At 59.8% G+C, this 15,676-nt stretch carries 15 protein-coding genes; all 15 read left to right on the plus strand.

Annotation, left to right across the window (positions count from 1 at the left end):
• The first annotated feature begins 7 nt into the window (after positions 1 to 7).
• Positions 8 to 1,483: a type VI secretion system contractile sheath large subunit gene (tssC, locus tag B7L09_RS17825; RefSeq protein ID WP_094469955.1), complete on the plus strand. Its 1,476-nt coding sequence runs from the start codon at positions 8 to 10 to the stop codon at positions 1,481 to 1,483.
• 14 nt (positions 1,484 to 1,497) lie between these two features.
• Positions 1,498 to 1,905, plus strand: a complete 408-nt coding sequence (gene tssE, locus B7L09_RS17830; RefSeq protein ID WP_008150080.1) for a type VI secretion system baseplate subunit TssE — start codon at positions 1,498 to 1,500, stop codon at positions 1,903 to 1,905.
• Between the two features lie 10 nt (positions 1,906 to 1,915).
• The gene (locus tag B7L09_RS17835; RefSeq protein ID WP_094469956.1) at positions 1,916 to 2,422 is read left to right on the plus strand and encodes a PAAR domain-containing protein; all 507 of its coding nucleotides are present in this window, start codon (positions 1,916 to 1,918) and stop codon (positions 2,420 to 2,422) included.
• Between the two features lie 5 nt (positions 2,423 to 2,427).
• Positions 2,428 to 3,180, plus strand: coding sequence for a hypothetical protein (locus B7L09_RS17840; protein WP_010465285.1), 753 nt, complete (start codon positions 2,428 to 2,430; stop codon positions 3,178 to 3,180).
• 26 nt (positions 3,181 to 3,206) lie between these two features.
• Positions 3,207 to 3,485, plus strand: a complete 279-nt coding sequence (locus B7L09_RS17845; RefSeq protein WP_224795533.1) for a hypothetical protein — start codon at positions 3,207 to 3,209, stop codon at positions 3,483 to 3,485.
• A 363-nt stretch (positions 3,486 to 3,848) separates the two neighbouring features.
• Positions 3,849 to 4,328, plus strand: a complete 480-nt coding sequence (locus tag B7L09_RS32430; RefSeq protein ID WP_255142158.1) for a hypothetical protein — start codon at positions 3,849 to 3,851, stop codon at positions 4,326 to 4,328.
• Between the two features lie 15 nt (positions 4,329 to 4,343).
• Positions 4,344 to 6,131 carry a type VI secretion system baseplate subunit TssF gene (gene tssF, locus B7L09_RS17860; RefSeq protein WP_094469957.1) on the plus strand — a complete coding sequence of 596 codons (1,788 nt, stop codon included), beginning with the start codon at positions 4,344 to 4,346 and terminating at the stop codon, positions 6,129 to 6,131.
• Entirely contained in the window at positions 6,095 to 7,102 is a 1,008-nt protein-coding gene (gene tssG, locus B7L09_RS17865) for a type VI secretion system baseplate subunit TssG (RefSeq protein ID WP_010465275.1), read from the plus strand. Before tssF ends, tssG begins: the two co-directional genes overlap by 37 nt.
• A 13-nt stretch (positions 7,103 to 7,115) precedes the next feature.
• Positions 7,116 to 9,764, plus strand: coding sequence for a type VI secretion system ATPase TssH (gene tssH / locus B7L09_RS17870; protein WP_094469958.1), 2,649 nt, complete (start codon positions 7,116 to 7,118; stop codon positions 9,762 to 9,764).
• Positions 9,765 to 9,774: 10 nt separating this feature from the next.
• The gene (locus B7L09_RS17875) at positions 9,775 to 11,292 is read left to right on the plus strand and encodes a sigma-54 interaction domain-containing protein (protein WP_094469959.1); all 1,518 of its coding nucleotides are present in this window, start codon (positions 9,775 to 9,777) and stop codon (positions 11,290 to 11,292) included.
• Between the two features lie 304 nt (positions 11,293 to 11,596).
• Positions 11,597 to 11,737: a hypothetical protein gene (locus B7L09_RS17880; protein ID WP_007894589.1), complete on the plus strand. Its 141-nt coding sequence runs from the start codon at positions 11,597 to 11,599 to the stop codon at positions 11,735 to 11,737.
• A gap of 17 nt (positions 11,738 to 11,754) precedes the next feature.
• A complete protein-coding gene (gene tagH, locus B7L09_RS17885; RefSeq protein WP_094469960.1) occupies positions 11,755 to 12,951 on the plus strand; it encodes a type VI secretion system-associated FHA domain protein TagH in 1,197 nt (398 codons plus the stop codon).
• 5 nt (positions 12,952 to 12,956) lie between these two features.
• Complete coding sequence (gene tssJ / locus B7L09_RS17890; RefSeq protein WP_094469961.1) at positions 12,957 to 13,457, plus strand: type VI secretion system lipoprotein TssJ; 501 nt, start codon at positions 12,957 to 12,959, stop codon at positions 13,455 to 13,457.
• Between the two features lie 2 nt (positions 13,458 to 13,459).
• The gene (gene tssK / locus B7L09_RS17895; protein WP_094469962.1) at positions 13,460 to 14,791 is read left to right on the plus strand and encodes a type VI secretion system baseplate subunit TssK; all 1,332 of its coding nucleotides are present in this window, start codon (positions 13,460 to 13,462) and stop codon (positions 14,789 to 14,791) included.
• A 5-nt stretch (positions 14,792 to 14,796) separates the two neighbouring features.
• Positions 14,797 to 15,672, plus strand: a complete 876-nt coding sequence (icmH, locus tag B7L09_RS17900) for a type IVB secretion system protein IcmH/DotU (protein WP_010465262.1) — start codon at positions 14,797 to 14,799, stop codon at positions 15,670 to 15,672.
• The last annotated feature ends 4 nt before the right edge of the window (positions 15,673 to 15,676 follow it).

The following is a 15,676-nucleotide window of genomic DNA, read 5'->3' on the forward strand; positions in this document are numbered from 1 at the left end:
CAAGACAATGAGCACTAGCGCAGCACAGCAAAAGAGCAAAGAGAACGGCGAATACAGCATTCTCGACAGCATCATCGCCGAAACCCGCCTGACGCCGGACGACGAAGCCTACGACATCGCCAAGCGCGGTGTGTCGGCCTTCATCGAAGAGCTGCTCAAGCCGCAGAACAACGGTGAGCCGGTCAAGAAAGCCATGGTTGACCGCATGATCGCCGAGATCGATGCCAAGCTCAGCCGTCAGATGGACGAAATCCTGCACCACCCGGCCTTCCAGTCCCTGGAATCGTCGTGGCGTGGTCTGCAGTTGCTGGTCGATCGCACCAACTTCCGCGAAAACATCAAGATTGAAATCCTCAACGTCTCCAAAGAAGACCTGCTGGACGATTTCGACGATTCGCCGGAAGTGATGCAGTCGGGCCTGTACAAGCACATCTACACCGCTGAATACGGTCAGTTCGGTGGTCAGCCTGTCGGCGCGATCATCGCCAACTACTTCATGTCCCCAAGCTCGCCGGACGTGAAACTGATGCAGTACGTGTCCAGCGTAGCCTGCATGTCGCACGCACCGTTCATTGCGGCTGCCGGCCCGAAATTCTTCGGCCTGGAAAGCTTCACCGGCCTGCCGGACCTGAAAGATCTGAAAGATCACTTCGAAGGCCCGCAATTCGCCAAATGGCAGAGCTTCCGCCAGTCGGAAGACTCCCGTTACGTTGGCCTGACCGTGCCGCGTTTCCTGCTGCGTAACCCGTACGACCCGGAAGAAAACCCGGTCAAATCGTTCGTGTACAAGGAAACCGTCGCCAACAGCCACGAACACTACCTGTGGGGCAACACCGCCTACGCGTTCGGCACCAAGCTGACCGACAGCTTCGCCAAATTCCGCTGGTGCCCGAACATCATCGGCCCGCAGAGCGGTGGCGCGGTTGAAGACCTGCCGTTGCACCACTTCGAAAGCATGGGCGAAATCGAAACCAAGATTCCTACGGAAGTTCTGGTTAGCGACCGTCGTGAATACGAATTGGCCGAGGAAGGCTTCATCTCCCTGACCATGCGCAAAGGCTCCGACAATGCGGCGTTCTTCTCCGCGAGCTCGGTGCAGAAGCCGAAGTTCTTCGGCATCAGCGCAGAAGGCAAGGCCGCAGAGCTGAACTACAAGCTCGGCACCCAACTGCCATACATGATGATCGTCAACCGCCTGGCTCACTACTTGAAAGTGCTGCAGCGCGAGCAACTCGGTTCGTGGAAAGAACGTACCGACCTCGAGCTGGAACTCAACAAGTGGATCCGCCAGTACGTGGCCGACCAGGAAAACCCGAGCGCCGAAGTCCGTGGCCGTCGTCCACTGCGCGCTGCCCAGATCATCGTCAGCGATGTCGAAGGCGAGCCTGGCTGGTACCGCGTCAGCCTGAACGTGCGCCCGCACTTCAAGTACATGGGTGCCGATTTCACCCTGTCGCTGGTTGGCAAGCTGGACAAAGAGTAAGCGGAGCCTGAGTCATGACTGGATACGGCAGCCTATTCGAACGCCTGGGTGGCGACGCGGACAAACGCGTCGGCTGGAGCCGCGAGGTCTCCGCCATGGCGTCCGTGGCTGCCCATCTGGCCAAGATGCTCAGCACCCGTGCGGGCAGCGTGCAAACGCTGTCCGACTACGGGCTACCCGATCTCAATGACATGCGTCTGAGCCTGCACGACTCCCTGAGTCAGGCCCGTCTGGCCATCGAAAATTTCATCGAAGCCTACGAGCCACGCCTGAGCAATGTGCGTGTCATCTCCCTGCCGCGTGATCACGATCAGCTTCGCTTGTCCTTCAGCATCGAAGGCCTGCTGGAAGTTGATGGTTTCAAGCGCCAGGTCAGTTTCGCCGCGCGCCTGGATGGCAGCGGTCAAGTCAAGGTCAACTAAGGAGAATCGTATGTCCGGCAAACCCGCAGCCCGCGTATCCGACCCCACCGCTTGCCCGCTCCCCGGCCACGGCACCAACCCGATCGCCGCCGGTTCCGGCGACGTCTTCTTCGACGGCCTCGCGGCCGCCCGCCAAGGCGATGCCTCGGCGTGTGGTGGTGCGATGTCGGGCGGGTTGGCGACGACGGTTTTGATTAACGGCAAACCGGCTGCGACGGTGGATTCCGTTGGGACCCATGGCAACAAGGTTACGGCTGGGTCCGGGACGGTGATTATCGGGAACTCGCATTCGCCGGTGCCGTTTGTACCTCCGTTGCCTGTGATTATTCCCGGAATATTCAATCGTGTTTTTGAATTTAAAACTTCCGATGGAAAAGCGGTGAGCGGATTGAACTACACCATTCGTTCTCAGAGTGGGATAGAAAAAATCGGCTCAACATCGTCAGGTTTGACTCATCGAGTGACGCGGCACGCGAGTGCGGAAAAAGTCGATATCTACGTTGCATCAGAGGATTGATGCAAATGACGACAGACGTGTTGGAAACATCAACAGGGATATTTAAAAAGGTTGCTTCGACCAGCAGTACTGCTACTGCGGACAGGACACCGAAACATATCGTTCTGGAAGAAGGTCTGACTGTTTATCTCGGTGGTGCTGGGATGACCGGTGGGTATATTGATGACCAGATTAAGTCACTGCGTATGGTGGGTATTAGTGGCGCAGTAGTAGGGCGTAATACTGAGGGTCAATATGCTGATGCTGTTGCTGGCGTCAATAAGCACCGTTACAGGCTTAAGAAAATTAACGGCATGTCGGACACTGGACCGTATAGCGTTGAGGCGGACTGGAGTCTGAAGTCGTTAGGCGTTAGCCGATCTTTTCCAACCGGAGGGCAATTTAATCTTATTGGTTATTCCTTTGGATCGCTGGTAGCCGCCCAATCTGCTCTTTATTACGCAGATAAAGGGCAGGCCGTTGATTATCTTGTACTGATAGGTTCTCCAATTTCTGAAGAAATGCTTGGGGAAGTTAGGCAGCAATCCCTGATCGAGCATGTAGTCATTCTTGACTTGAAGGAGCATGGCGACCCTATTCATGCAGGCATGTCATTTTTTGACTTGGCTGAGCATGCTCCTTTGCTCGGCTCGCAGATGACCGAGTCCAGCGAGCGTAAAGAAGGTGTGGGACATTTTTACTACGGTATTGACGGTCCTTCAGGTGAGCAGCGCCGACTAGAGCTGGCAAAGTTCCTCTATGCACAGGGCTTGCGTTGATGGGTAGCGCAAAAACAGTCAGAGCAATGATCATCATCGCCAACGCTTTGATCGCACCGTTTGCATTGTTCGAAATTTATGCGGTTATCCGGTTCGGGTTTGCGGAGCCTTATAGTTATTTGCTTTCCGTTCCGCTGGGAATTATCTCGTTCTTGCTATTACAGTTCGCTATTGGTTATGGAGTGGTTAAAGGGTGGATGGCCTGCAGAATGCCCAGTAACTATTATTTGCTCGTGCTTTGGATAATCGGTTTGCTGGTGTTGTTCGTGCTTCCGAAGTTTTTTTCAGATGGGCCGATGTCGTGATTAGTTATGAAACTAACCCCATTCCAAAGATTGCGCTTGAGCTGCTGCATTCGAAAGATTTGGTCGTGTCGAAAATTCTTAAAATGATCAACTATTTTTATTTTTTGACCTCCGCGGTTTTTCTGTTGATGTCGTGCACTGATCCGAAAACTAAGTGGTCAATAGCTGGGGTTGATGTCTACGGAGGCTTATTTGTTTTTTGTATGTTTTTTTATATTCCGATGATGGCGTTTTCTTTTTACTATTTTGTAAGAGCGCTAATGAATTTCTTCAAATATAAACGCTCGCACGATGGCTTTTCGTTCTTGGTTTCCTCCGTTGTAGGTGTTGTTGCTCTTTACAGTTTCAATCACTGGGTGTTCAGTGAAATTTACTAACGATTCGGCGCAGAACATTCGAAAAAGCGAATGCTGCGCTAATCCAAATTTTTTCAGAGTAGCGCTCTGGTCTCCGCTCCTGGTGATGTTGGCTTTGACACTGGTCGAGCAGGGCGACGAATACGCGGCGGTTCTGGACTGGCAACAAATGCTGTTGATCTACGTTCTCTCATTCGGAATCCCGGCCTACATCGCATTTGCCCTGTGGGCAATGCGAGCACTGAACGGAAAAACCGAACAGCAGATTTTGAAAAGCGTGTGGCGCGCACCACTGACCTTCATCCCTTTTTACGCTGTCCCGTGGGTGATTTATGGGTTGGCCCATGTGCTTTTGGTTCGTGCGATGGCATACAGCATGCTGACAGGAGGTATGAGTGTCATCGCGTTATTCACACGCTCACTAGTTCATCGACTGATTATCCGACGCTGGCTTCGTGCCAGTTCGGTAACTTCACTAAATTCATGATCAGGCAGCTACTCCATGTCCTTTAACCACTACTACCAAAGCGAACTCACCGCACTTCGCCAGTTAGGTCGTCGATTCGCCGAGCGTAGCCCGGCATTGGCGCCTTTCCTTGGCCAGGCCGGGCGAGATCCGGATGTGGAGCGGTTGCTTGAGGGCTTCGCGTTCCTGACCGGCCGCCTGCGCCAGAAGCTCGACGACGAGCTGCCGGAGCTCAGCCATTCCCTGATGCACCTGCTGTGGCCGAACTACATGCGGCCGCTGCCTGCGTTCAGCATTTTGCAGTTCGATCCGTTGAAACGTTCGGGGCCTGCGTTGATGGTCGAGCGCGACACGCCAGTCGAGAGCGTGCCGGTCGATGACGTGCGCTGCCGCTTCCGCACCTGCTATCCGACCGAAGTCTTGCCGCTGGATCTGGCCGCGCTGAATTACTCGGTGAAGGGCGACGGCTCGCTGTTGAGCCTGCGTCTGGAGATGAGCGCTGACGGTCACCTCGGTGAATTGGAGTTGAGCCGTCTGCGTCTGCACTTCGCTGGCGAGCGTTACATCAGTCAGATGCTGTACCTCAGCCTGTTGCGCAATCTGGAAGGCATCGAGCTGATCCCGCTGGACGGCGCCGGCAAGCCGATCAATGGCGTGAACGGCATGCCGATGGCATTCAAGATGCCCGGCGACCGTGTGCAGCCGGTAGGTTTTGCCGAAGAAGAAGCGTTGATCCCGTATCCGCTGAATACCTTCCGTGGCTATCGCTACTTGCAGGAATACTTCGCTTTCCAGGACAAGTTCCTGTTCGTCGACGTCAACGGTCTGGACATGCTCAAGGCATTGCCGGAAGACACGTTGAAGCAAATGCGCGGCCTCGAGTTGCGCTTCGACATTCGCAAGAGCGGCATCATGCGCATGCGCCCGACGCTGGACAACGTGAAGCTCTACTGCACGCCGATCGTCAACCTGTTCAAGCACGACGCGCTGCCGATCCGCCTCGACGGCAAGCAAGACGAATACCTGCTGTTACCCGCCGAATTCGACCTGCAGAACTGCGGCGTGTTCTCGGTGGAAACGGTCACGGGATGGAAGCCCGGTGGCCTCGGGTATCAGGAATACGTGCCGTTCGAATCCTTCGAGCACGACCCGAGTTTCGACGTGCCCAACAGCCGTCCGCATTACAGCATCCGCCAGCGTTCGTCGCTGTTGCACGACGGCCTCGACACGTACCTGAGCTTCGGCATCCGCCACACCGAAGCCCACGAAACCCTGTCGATCGAGCTGATGTGCACCAACCAGAACCTGCCGCGCAAGCTCAAGCTCGGCGACATCAGCCAGGCCTGCGAAGACACGCCGGAGTTCCTGAGTTTCCGCAACATCACCCCGGCCACGCCCAGTTATGCGCCGCCGCTGAACCGCGACTTCCTCTGGAAGCTGATCAGCAACATGTCGCTCAACTATCTGTCGCTGGCCGACGTCAACGCGTTGAAGGTGATTCTGGAAACCTACGACCTGCCGCGCTACTACGACCAACACGCTGAAAAAGTCAGCAAACGCCTGCTCGGCGGGCTCAAGTCGATCAAGCACAAACACGTCGACCGGTTGCACCGAGGGTTACCGGTTCGCGGGTTGCGCACCGAACTGACCATCGACCCGGAAGGGTATATCGGCGAGGGCGACCTGTTCGTTTTCGCCTCGGTTCTTAACGAGTTTTTCGCGCTTTACGCCAGTCTCAATTCGTACCACGAGCTGCGAGTAAAAAGCACACAGGGAGAGGTGTACCAATGGACACCACGTATGGGCCTTCAGCCGCTTCTTTAAGCGGGCTGACCCGAGGAATACGCGAGTACTCGCTGTTTCAGGCCGTGCTGCTGGTGGTTGACCGGCTGCGCGAGGCCCACCCGCACCTGAGCCAGGACGATCTGTACGATCAGCTCGAATTCCAGGCCAACCCGAGCCTGGGTTTCCCTGGCAGCGACGTCGATCGCGTGGAGTTTTTCCACGAGCACGGGCAGATGCGCGCGCGCCTGCGTTTCAACCTGATCGGCCTGGTCGGTTCCGGCTCGCCACTGCCGGCGTTCTACGGTGAACAGGCCCTGGGCGACAGCGAAGACGGCAACCCGACCCGCAACTTCCTCGACCTGTTCCACCATCGCCTGCAACGGCTGATGCTGCCGATCTGGCGCAAGTACCGCTACCGCGCCAGTTTCGAGAGCGGCGCGCTCGATCCGTTTTCTTCCCAGCTGTTTGCGCTGATCGGCCTCGGCGGCGAAGAGATCCGCAAGGCCCAGGAACTGAACTGGAAACGCCTGCTGCCGTATCTCGGCTTGCTCAGCTTGCGGGCGCACTCGGCGGCGCTGATCGAAGCGGTGCTGCGTTACTACTTCAAGCACGCCGAACTGACCATCGAACAGTGCATCGAGCGTCGCGTGGAAATTCTCGACGAGCAGCGCAATCGCCTCGGTCGCGCCAACAGCCTGCTCGGCGAAGACCTGGTGCTGGGCGAACACGTGCGCGACCGCAGCGGCAAGTTCCGCATCCACATCCGCGAACTCGACTGGCAACGTTTCCACGAATTCCTGCCGATCGGTTTCGGCTACCAGCCGTTGTGCGCGCTGGTGCGGTTCACCCTGCGTGACCCGCTCGATTACGACATTCGCCTGGTGTTGCGCCAGGAAGAAATCCGCGAACTGCGCATCGGTGAGCAAAACGCCTGTCGCCTGGGATGGACCAGTTGGCTGGGCCGCGAAAAAGCGGACGGCGTGGTGACCCTGGGCAGCAAAATTCATTAAGGACAGATGACCCATGATCAACGTAGACCTGCAACAACTTATCCAGGCGCTGGACGCCGAAACCCGTCGTGATCTGGAAAGTTCGGCCGAGCGTTGCGTCGCCCGTGGCGGCAGCAAAATCCTCGTCGAAGACTTGCTGCTCGGCCTGCTGGAGCGCCCGCAAGGCTTGCTCGCACGCGCGCTGCAAGACGCCGAAGTGGATGCCGGTGAACTGAGTGCCGCGTTGCAATCGCGGGTCGAGCACAGCGCTTCGCGCAACCCGGTGTTCGCCCCGGAACTGGTGCAGTGGCTGCAAGACGCGTTGCTGGTGGCCAACCTTGAACTGGGCCAGAGCCAGGTCGAGCAGGCCGCGTTGATCCTCGCGCTGCTGCGCAATCCGATGCGCTATGCGGGCAGCCGCTACCAGTCGTTGCTGGCCAAGCTGAACATCGAACGCCTGAAAGAATTCGCCCTGTCGCAGAAAGAGCAACCGGCCACCGGCAAACCGGCTGTGCCCGGCGAATCGCTGTTGGAGCGCTTCACCCACAACCTGACCCAACAGGCCCGCGACGGCAAACTCGACCCGGTGCTGTGCCGCGACGGCGCGATCCGTCAGATGGTCGACATCCTTGCCCGCCGCCGCAAGAACAACCCGATCGTGGTCGGTGAAGCCGGCGTCGGCAAAACCGCCATCGTCGAAGGCCTGGCCTCGCGCATCGCCGCCGGTGAAGTGCCGCAAGTGTTGAAAGGCGTGGAGCTGTTGTCCCTGGACATGGGCCTGTTGCAGGCGGGCGCCAGCGTCAAAGGTGAATTCGAACGCCGCCTCAAAGGCGTTATCGATGAAGTCAAAGCCTCGCCGAAACCGATCATTCTGTTCATTGACGAAGCGCACACGCTGATCGGTGCGGGCGGCAATGCCGGCGGCTCCGACGCCGCCAACTTGCTCAAGCCGGCCCTGGCNCGTGGCGAGTTGCGCACCATCGCCGCCACCACCTGGGCNGAGTACAAGAAATACTTCGAAAAAGACCCGGCGCTGGCCCGTCGCTTCCAGCCGGTGCAACTGCACGAACCGACCGTCAGCGAAGCGGTGACCATCCTCCGTGGCCTGGCTCAGGTGTACGAGAAGAGCCACGGCATCTACTTGCGCGATGACGCAGTGGTCGCGGCGGCCGAGTTGTCCGCTCGTTACCTCGCGGGCCGTCAGCTGCCGGACAAAGCCGTCGACGTGCTCGACACCGCGTGCGCCCGCGTGCGCATCAGCCTCGCCGCTGCCCCGGAAAGCCTTGAGCGCCTGCGTGGCGAACTGGCTGAAGGCGGACGTCAGCGTCAGGCCCTGCGCCGTGATGCCGAAGCCGGTTTGCTGATCGATCACGAAGCGCTGGACGCGTTGGAAGATCGTCTGGCCGCCGCCGAAGACGAAATGGTCGCATTGGAAACCCTGTGGACCGAACAGAAAGAACTGGCTGAACGCCTGCTGGACCTGCGTCAGCAACTGGCCAAGGCTCGCGAAGCCGCAGCCGTCGAGCCGACCATCACGGTCGAAGAAGACGCCGAAGGCACCGTGATCGAAACGCTGCCGGTGGACGAAGCGCACAGCGTCGAAGCCCTGGAAGCCGCGCTTAATGAAACTCACAAAGCCCTGACCGAGCTTCAGGTCAAAGAACGTCTGGTGAGCTTCGAAGTGTGCCCGCGTCTGGTCGCCGAAGTGATCAGCGCCTGGACCGGCGTGCCATTGGCGCAACTGGCTCGCGAACACAACGCCAAGGTCGCGAGTTTCGCCACCGACCTGCGCACGCGCATTCGTGGTCAGGAACAAGCCGTTCACGCCCTGGACCGCTCGATGCGCGCCACCGCTGCCGGCCTGAACAAACCGGATGCGCCGGTTGGCGTGTTCCTGCTGGTCGGCCCGAGCGGCGTCGGCAAGACCGAAACCGCGCTGGCCCTGGCCGACTTGTTATACGGCGGTGATCGTTTCATCACCACCATCAACATGTCCGAGTTCCAGGAGAAGCACACCGTGTCGCGCCTGATCGGTGCGCCACCGGGCTACGTCGGTTACGGCGAAGGCGGCATGCTCACCGAAGCCGTGCGCCAGAAGCCGTACTCGGTCGTGCTGCTCGATGAAGTCGAAAAAGCCGACCCTGACGTGCTGAACCTGTTCTACCAAATCTTCGACAAAGGCGTGGCCAACGACGGCGAAGGGCGCGAGATCGATTTCCGCAACACGTTGATCCTGATGACCTCGAACCTGGGCAGCGACCGCATCAGCGAACTCTGCGAAAACGGCGCACGCCCATCGGCCGAAGTCCTCGAAGAAACCATTCGCCCGGTGCTGAGCAAACACTTCAAACCGGCGTTGCTGGCACGGATGCGCGTGGTGCCTTACTACCCGGTGGGCGGCCCGGTGCTGCGCGAGCTGATCGAAATCAAACTCGGTCGTCTGGGCGAACGCCTGAACCGTCGTCAGCTGGATTTCACCTACTCGCAAGACCTCGTCGATCACCTCGCCGAACGCTGCACCCAAAGCGACAGCGGCGCGCGTTTGATCGACCACTTGCTCGACCTGCACGTGCTGCCGCTGGTGGCCGATCGCTTGCTCGACGCGATGGCCACCGGTGAAAGCCTCAAGCGTGTCCACGCGACGCTCGACGGCAACGCCAGCGTGACGTGCGAGTTCGCCTGAGGTGGGTGTGATGTTCACTCAAGTGCCGCAACCGCTGGTCTATGCCGAAGCCTTGCTGGCGCAGTTCGCCAGCCTGTCGCGCGCGGCGGACGGTGCTGCGCTGCTGGGTGACTTCGTGCGCGGGTTGGCCGAGCTCAGTGGTTGCGAATTGACGCAGCTGTACTTGCTGGACGCGACTCACACATGCCTGGGGATGAACGCCGAGTGCCTCAACGGCATCCTGCAACCCCGGGAAGCGGCGAGCCTGCCGGCGGATTACAACGGTGAACAACTGCTGCAATTCGCCCTGTGCCAGAACCGCGTAGTGAGCCTCAGCGAGTTGAGCGGCAGCCTGCACGAAACCAGTTTCCTGCCGCCGCAGGCCACGCCTTGGCAGTCGCTGTTGTGCGTGCCGCTGGTCAATCAGCAGAAGGCCGTCGAAGGCTTGCTGCTGTGCGCCAGTCGCCGGCACATCGACCTGCAAGGCTTTGCCGATTCCCTCGCTCAATTGGGTTCGTTCGTGCTGGGCCAACTGCATCTGTTGCAGCGTTTGCGCCAGCCGGCGGGTGAGACGAGACCGCTGAAGGCCAGCATTCCGAGCGCCAGCGGTTACGGCCTGATCGGCAAGAGCAAGGCCATGCGCCAGACCTACTCGCTGATCAGCAAAGTCCTGCACAGCCCGTACACCGTGCTGCTGCGCGGCGAAACCGGCACCGGCAAGGAAGTGGTCGCGCGCGCCATCCACGACTGCGGTCCGCGTCGTTCCCAGGCGTTCATCGTGCAGAACTGCGCGGCGTTCCCCGAGAACCTGCTGGAAAGCGAGCTGTTCGGCTACCGCAAAGGCGCGTTCACCGGCGCAGACCGCGACCGTGCCGGGCTGTTCGATGCGGCCAATGGCGGCACCTTGCTGCTCGATGAAATCGGCGACATGCCGTTGTCCCTGCAAGCCAAGCTGTTGCGCGTTTTGCAGGAAGGCGAGATTCGCCCGCTGGGTTCCAACGACACCCACAAGATCGACGTGCGCATCATCGCCGCGACGCACCGGGATTTGTCGGTGCTGGTCAGCGAAGGCAAATTCCGCGAGGACTTGTACTACCGCCTCGCGCAATTCCCGATCGAGTTGCCAGCCCTGCGTCAGCGCGAAGGCGACATCCTCGACCTGGCCCGCCACTTCGCCGACAAGGCGTGCTCGTTCTTGCAGCGCGATGCGGTGCGTTGGTCCGATGCGGCGCTGGATCACCTGTCCGGTTACGCGTTCCCCGGCAACGTGCGCGAACTCAAAGGCCTGGTCGAACGTGCCGTTTTGCTGTGCGAGGGCGGCGAGTTGCTGGCCGAGCATTTTTCCCTGCGCATGGAAGCCATGCCGGAAGACAACAGCCTGAACCTGCGCGAACGCCTGGAGCAGGTCGAGCGCAGCCTGCTGCTCGATTGCCTGCGCAAAAACGACGGCAACCAGACCCTCGCCGCCCGCGAACTCGGCCTGCCGCGCCGCACGCTGCTGTACCGCCTTGGGCGCCTGAATATCAATTTGGGTGACTTCGGTGGGTAGGAATATGACCACCGATTTCACCTCATTCGCTTCTAACAGCGCCGCCCAACCGGGTCCCTGTGGCGAGGGAGCTTGCTCCCGCTGGGCTGCGCAGCAGCCCCAAAACCATGCGCCGCGGTGTCGCAGTCGAACCGCATTCGTTGATTTACGACTGCTGCGCAGCCGAGCGGGTGGGCGCCTGAATATCAATTTGGGTGACTTCGGTGGGTAGGAATATGACCACCGATTTCACCTCATTCGCTTCTAACAGCGCCGCCCAACCGGGTCGGCGCTTTGTGCTTTGTCTACCCATGGAGACCCTCTGATGCCTGTTCGTCACTGGCAAGCCGTCCTGCTGACCCTCGTCGTTCTATGCGGCCTCGGCGGCTGTAGCGGCAATTACAAATACAACGACAACACCTATCGCCCATTGGGTGATCCGCAGGCGGTCAATCGCGGCAAGTGACCGCAAGGAGTATCACCATGGAACTGGTTTTCGAAATGCTGAACACCAAGCAATTCGTGCCCACGGATTTGTGCCAGAAGACCTTCAAGCAGGCCGGTGGCGTGATTGGCCGGGGTGAGGACTGCGACTGGATCATTCCCGACCGCAAGCGTCATCTGTCCAACCATCACGCGTTGATCAGCTACCGCGAAGGCACGTTTTTCCTGACCGATACCAGCAGCAACGGTATCCAGGACAGCGAAAGCGGCGCGCGCCTGCGCAAAGGCGAAGCGATGCGCATCGAACACGGCAGCGTGTACGTACTGGGTGATTTCGAGATCCGTGCACGGCTGGTGCGCGATCCGGCGACCTTCGACGTCGAAGTCGGCCGTCCGCAAGCGGCCGGCAGCATCATTCCGGACGATGCGTTCCTCGACCTCGACCCGCTGAACGCCCTTGATCAGCAAGAGCGCGTGTATTCGGAAATCGACGAACTGATTTCGCCGAGCACGACCATCGAGGACACCCGTCAGCGCGCTGATTACGCACGCATCGACATGGAAAGCCTGATGGTCCCGGAGCTGATCAACGCCCCGGCAGAGCCAGCCCCCGCGCCACCGCCCAAAGCCGTCGAGCGTCAGAGCGAAGGTTTCTGGGAACACTTCGGCGCGGCACTGGGCGTGGACCTCAAAGGCCTCGACCACGACGCCCGCGAAGCCCTCGCGCTGAATGCTGCGCGCTTGCTCAAGCAGAGCGTCGGCGGTTTGCAGCAGAGCCTGCGCACCCGCAGCGAACTGAAGAACGAACTGCGCCTGGCCCAGACCATCGTTCAAGGCACAAACAAAAACCCGCTGAAATTTGCCGTCGATGCCGGTGAAGCGCTGGGCATTTTGTTGCAGCCGAACAAGCCGGGTCAGTTGCCGGCCGAGCAAGCGATCTCTCGTGCGTTCCGCGATTTGCAGGCGCATCAAGTGGCCTTGCTCACCGCCAGCCGCGCCGCCGTTCGCGGCACGCTGGAACACTTCTCGCCAGAGCAATTGACCCTGCGTTTCGAGCGCGACAACAAGCCGATCATGGCCACGTCCGGCAGTCGCTGGAGAGCCTACGGTCGTTATCACCAGGCCCTGCGCCAGGACGATGACTGGAGCGAGCGCCTGTTGGCCCGCGACTTTGCCCAGGCCTACGAAGAACAGATCCGCCTGATTTCTACCCTTCACACCGACCACCAAGGATGATGCGCATGTCTCGCTGCTCGACCGCTTTTTTCAAGACGCTGACGGCGTTCGCGGCCCTGGTGCTGCTGGCCGGTTGCTCGTCGCTGTCGCCGTATTCCCACGTCACCAAGCTCAATCTGAAGCTCACCGCCAGCGATCAGCTGAACCCGGACCTCAACGGGCGTCCGTCGCCGATCGTCGTGCGCCTGTTCGAGCTCAAGCACCCGGTGACCTTCGAAAATGCTGACTTCTTCAGCCTGTACGAGCGCGCCAAGGAGTCCCTGGCCCCGGACCTGGTGGCCAGCGAAGAACTCGAACTGCGCCCGGGCGAAACCGTCGAGCTCAAGCTCAGCGTGGAGGAGGGCAGTCGCTACGTCGGCATCCTCGCAGCCTACCGTGACCTGCCGGAAACCAAATGGCGCTACACGGTGCAAGTCACCCCGGTGGAAGTCACCGACGCTGATTTGACCCTCGATCAGGCCGGTATTCGCAACAGCAACGAAACGCTCGCCAAGGCGGATGACTGATCATGAATTCCCATAAAGTCATTTGGCAGGAAGGCATGCTGCTGCGTCCGCAGCACTTCCAGCATAACGACCGCTATTACGATCACCAGATGAAGACCCGCACCCAGTTACTGGGCAGTTACACCTGGGGCTTCCTCAATCTGGAAATCGATTTGCAGTTCCTCAACATGGGCAAACTGGTGATCAGCCAGGCCTCGGGGATTCTGCCGGACGGCAGCCTGTTCGAGCTCGGCGGCAACACCGAGCCGTTGGCGCTCGACGTGCCGCCGAACACCGGCAACACGCCGATCTACCTGGCGCTGCCGCTGGTCACGGGCAATCACATCGAGTCCCGCCGCCCGGAGCAATCCGACGTGCTGGCGCGCTACACCGCGTATGAAGCGGAAGTGGCCGACTCCAACGCCGGTGACGATTCCGCGAGCCAGGTCAGCTGCGGCCGCCCGGATTTCAAACTGTTGCTCGGCGAGCAGCAAAGCGACCAGGCCTACGTGAAGCTGAAGATCTGCGAAGTGCTCGATACCACGCCCGACGGCGTGATCAGCCTCGACCCGGATTTCGTGCCGACCTACATTCAGGCGCATGCCTCCAGCTACTTGCTGTCGTGCCTGAAAGAAGTGATCAGCATGCTCGGTCACCGTGGCGACACCATCGCCGAGCGCATCCGTTCCAACGGCAAGGTCGGTGGTGCGGAAGTCGGCGACTTCATGATGCTGCAACTGATCAACCGGACTGAACTGCTGCTGCGCCACTACCTCGGCCTGGAGCAGGTTCACCCGGAAGAGTTGTACCGCACGCTGCTGACCATGCTTGGCGACCTGGCGACCTTCTCCAGCGACAGCAAACGCCCGCGTCTGGACAGCCGTTACCAGCACAGCGACCAGGGCGCGAGCTTCCGCAAACTGATGGAAGCGATTCGTCAGGTGCTGTCGATGGTGCTCGAACAGCACGCCATCGAACTGGTGCTGCAAGCGCGTCAGTACGGGATCATCGTCTCGCCGTTGCACGACCACAAACTGCTGGGCTCGGCTTCGTTCGTGCTCGCCGCCAGTGCCAACTGCGACTCCGAAGAACTGCGCCATCGTTTGCCGGCGCACCTCAAGGTGGGCCCGGTGGAGCGCATCCGCCAACTGGTCAACCTGCATCTGCCGGGCATCAAGGTCAAACCGTTGCCGGTGGCCCCGCGGCAGATCGCGTTCCACTCCAACAAAACCTATTTCATTCTCGAACTCAGTTCCGAAGACCTGGCACAACTCGAGCGCTCCGGCGGCTTCGCGTTCCACGTGTCCGGCGAATTCGCCGAGCTTGAACTGAAATTCTGGGCCATCAGGAACTGACCGACATGATCAAGGACATGGAACATAACCAGGACGATAAAACCGTCCTGCTCGACCGCCAGGGCCACGGCCCTGCTTCGAGTCCGCTGACCGATTTCGCTGCACCGCCGCGTTTTGAACAGCTCGAAGAACGGATGATTTACGCGGCGCGTTTGCGCCCGGCGGAATCCTTCAACATCAGCCTCAATTCGCTGGTGGCCGCCGCGTCCGATCTGTTGTCGGAAGTGGTGCGCCTCAAGCACAGCGACACCCGCGAAGACATGTACGCGCTCAACGAGCGACTGACCGCCGGGTTGAAACTGTTTGAAGTGCGCGCCCTGCACAACGGCGCCGAAAGCAGCCAGGTGATGGCCGCGCGTTACGTGCTCTGCACCGTGGTCGACGAAGCCGTCGTCACCACGCCGTGGGGCAACGAAAGCGAGTGGTCGCAGATGAGCCTGCTCAGCAGCTTCCACAACGAAACCTTCGGCGGCGAGAAGTTCTTCCAGCTGCTGGATCGCCTGTCGAAAAACCCAGTCAAGCACCTGCCTATGCTGGAGCTGATGTACCTGTGCCTGTCGCTGGGCTTCGAAGGCAAGTACCGCGTGCAAGCCCGCGGCATGCTCGAGCTCGAAGGCATCCGCGACGCCTTGTATCGCCAGATCCGTCAGTTGCGCGGCGACGTGCCACGTGAGCTTTCGCCGCACTGGGAAGGCTTGAACGATCAGCGCCGCAGCCTGGTGCGCATCGTGCCGGCGTGGATGGTGGTGCTGTTCACCGTGGTCTGCCTGGTGGTGATGTATTCGGGTTTCGCCTGGGTGTTGGGCGAGCAACGCGAAACCGTTCTGCAACCTTTTCAGCAGCTAGATCCGGCCGCGGTCCAGCCGCAGTCGCAGCCGTAAACAG

Origin of the sequence: Pseudomonas mandelii (assembly GCF_002251635.1) — a bacterium.
In the GTDB taxonomy this organism is placed as follows: Bacteria; Pseudomonadota; Gammaproteobacteria; order Pseudomonadales; family Pseudomonadaceae; genus Aquipseudomonas; species Aquipseudomonas mandelii_B.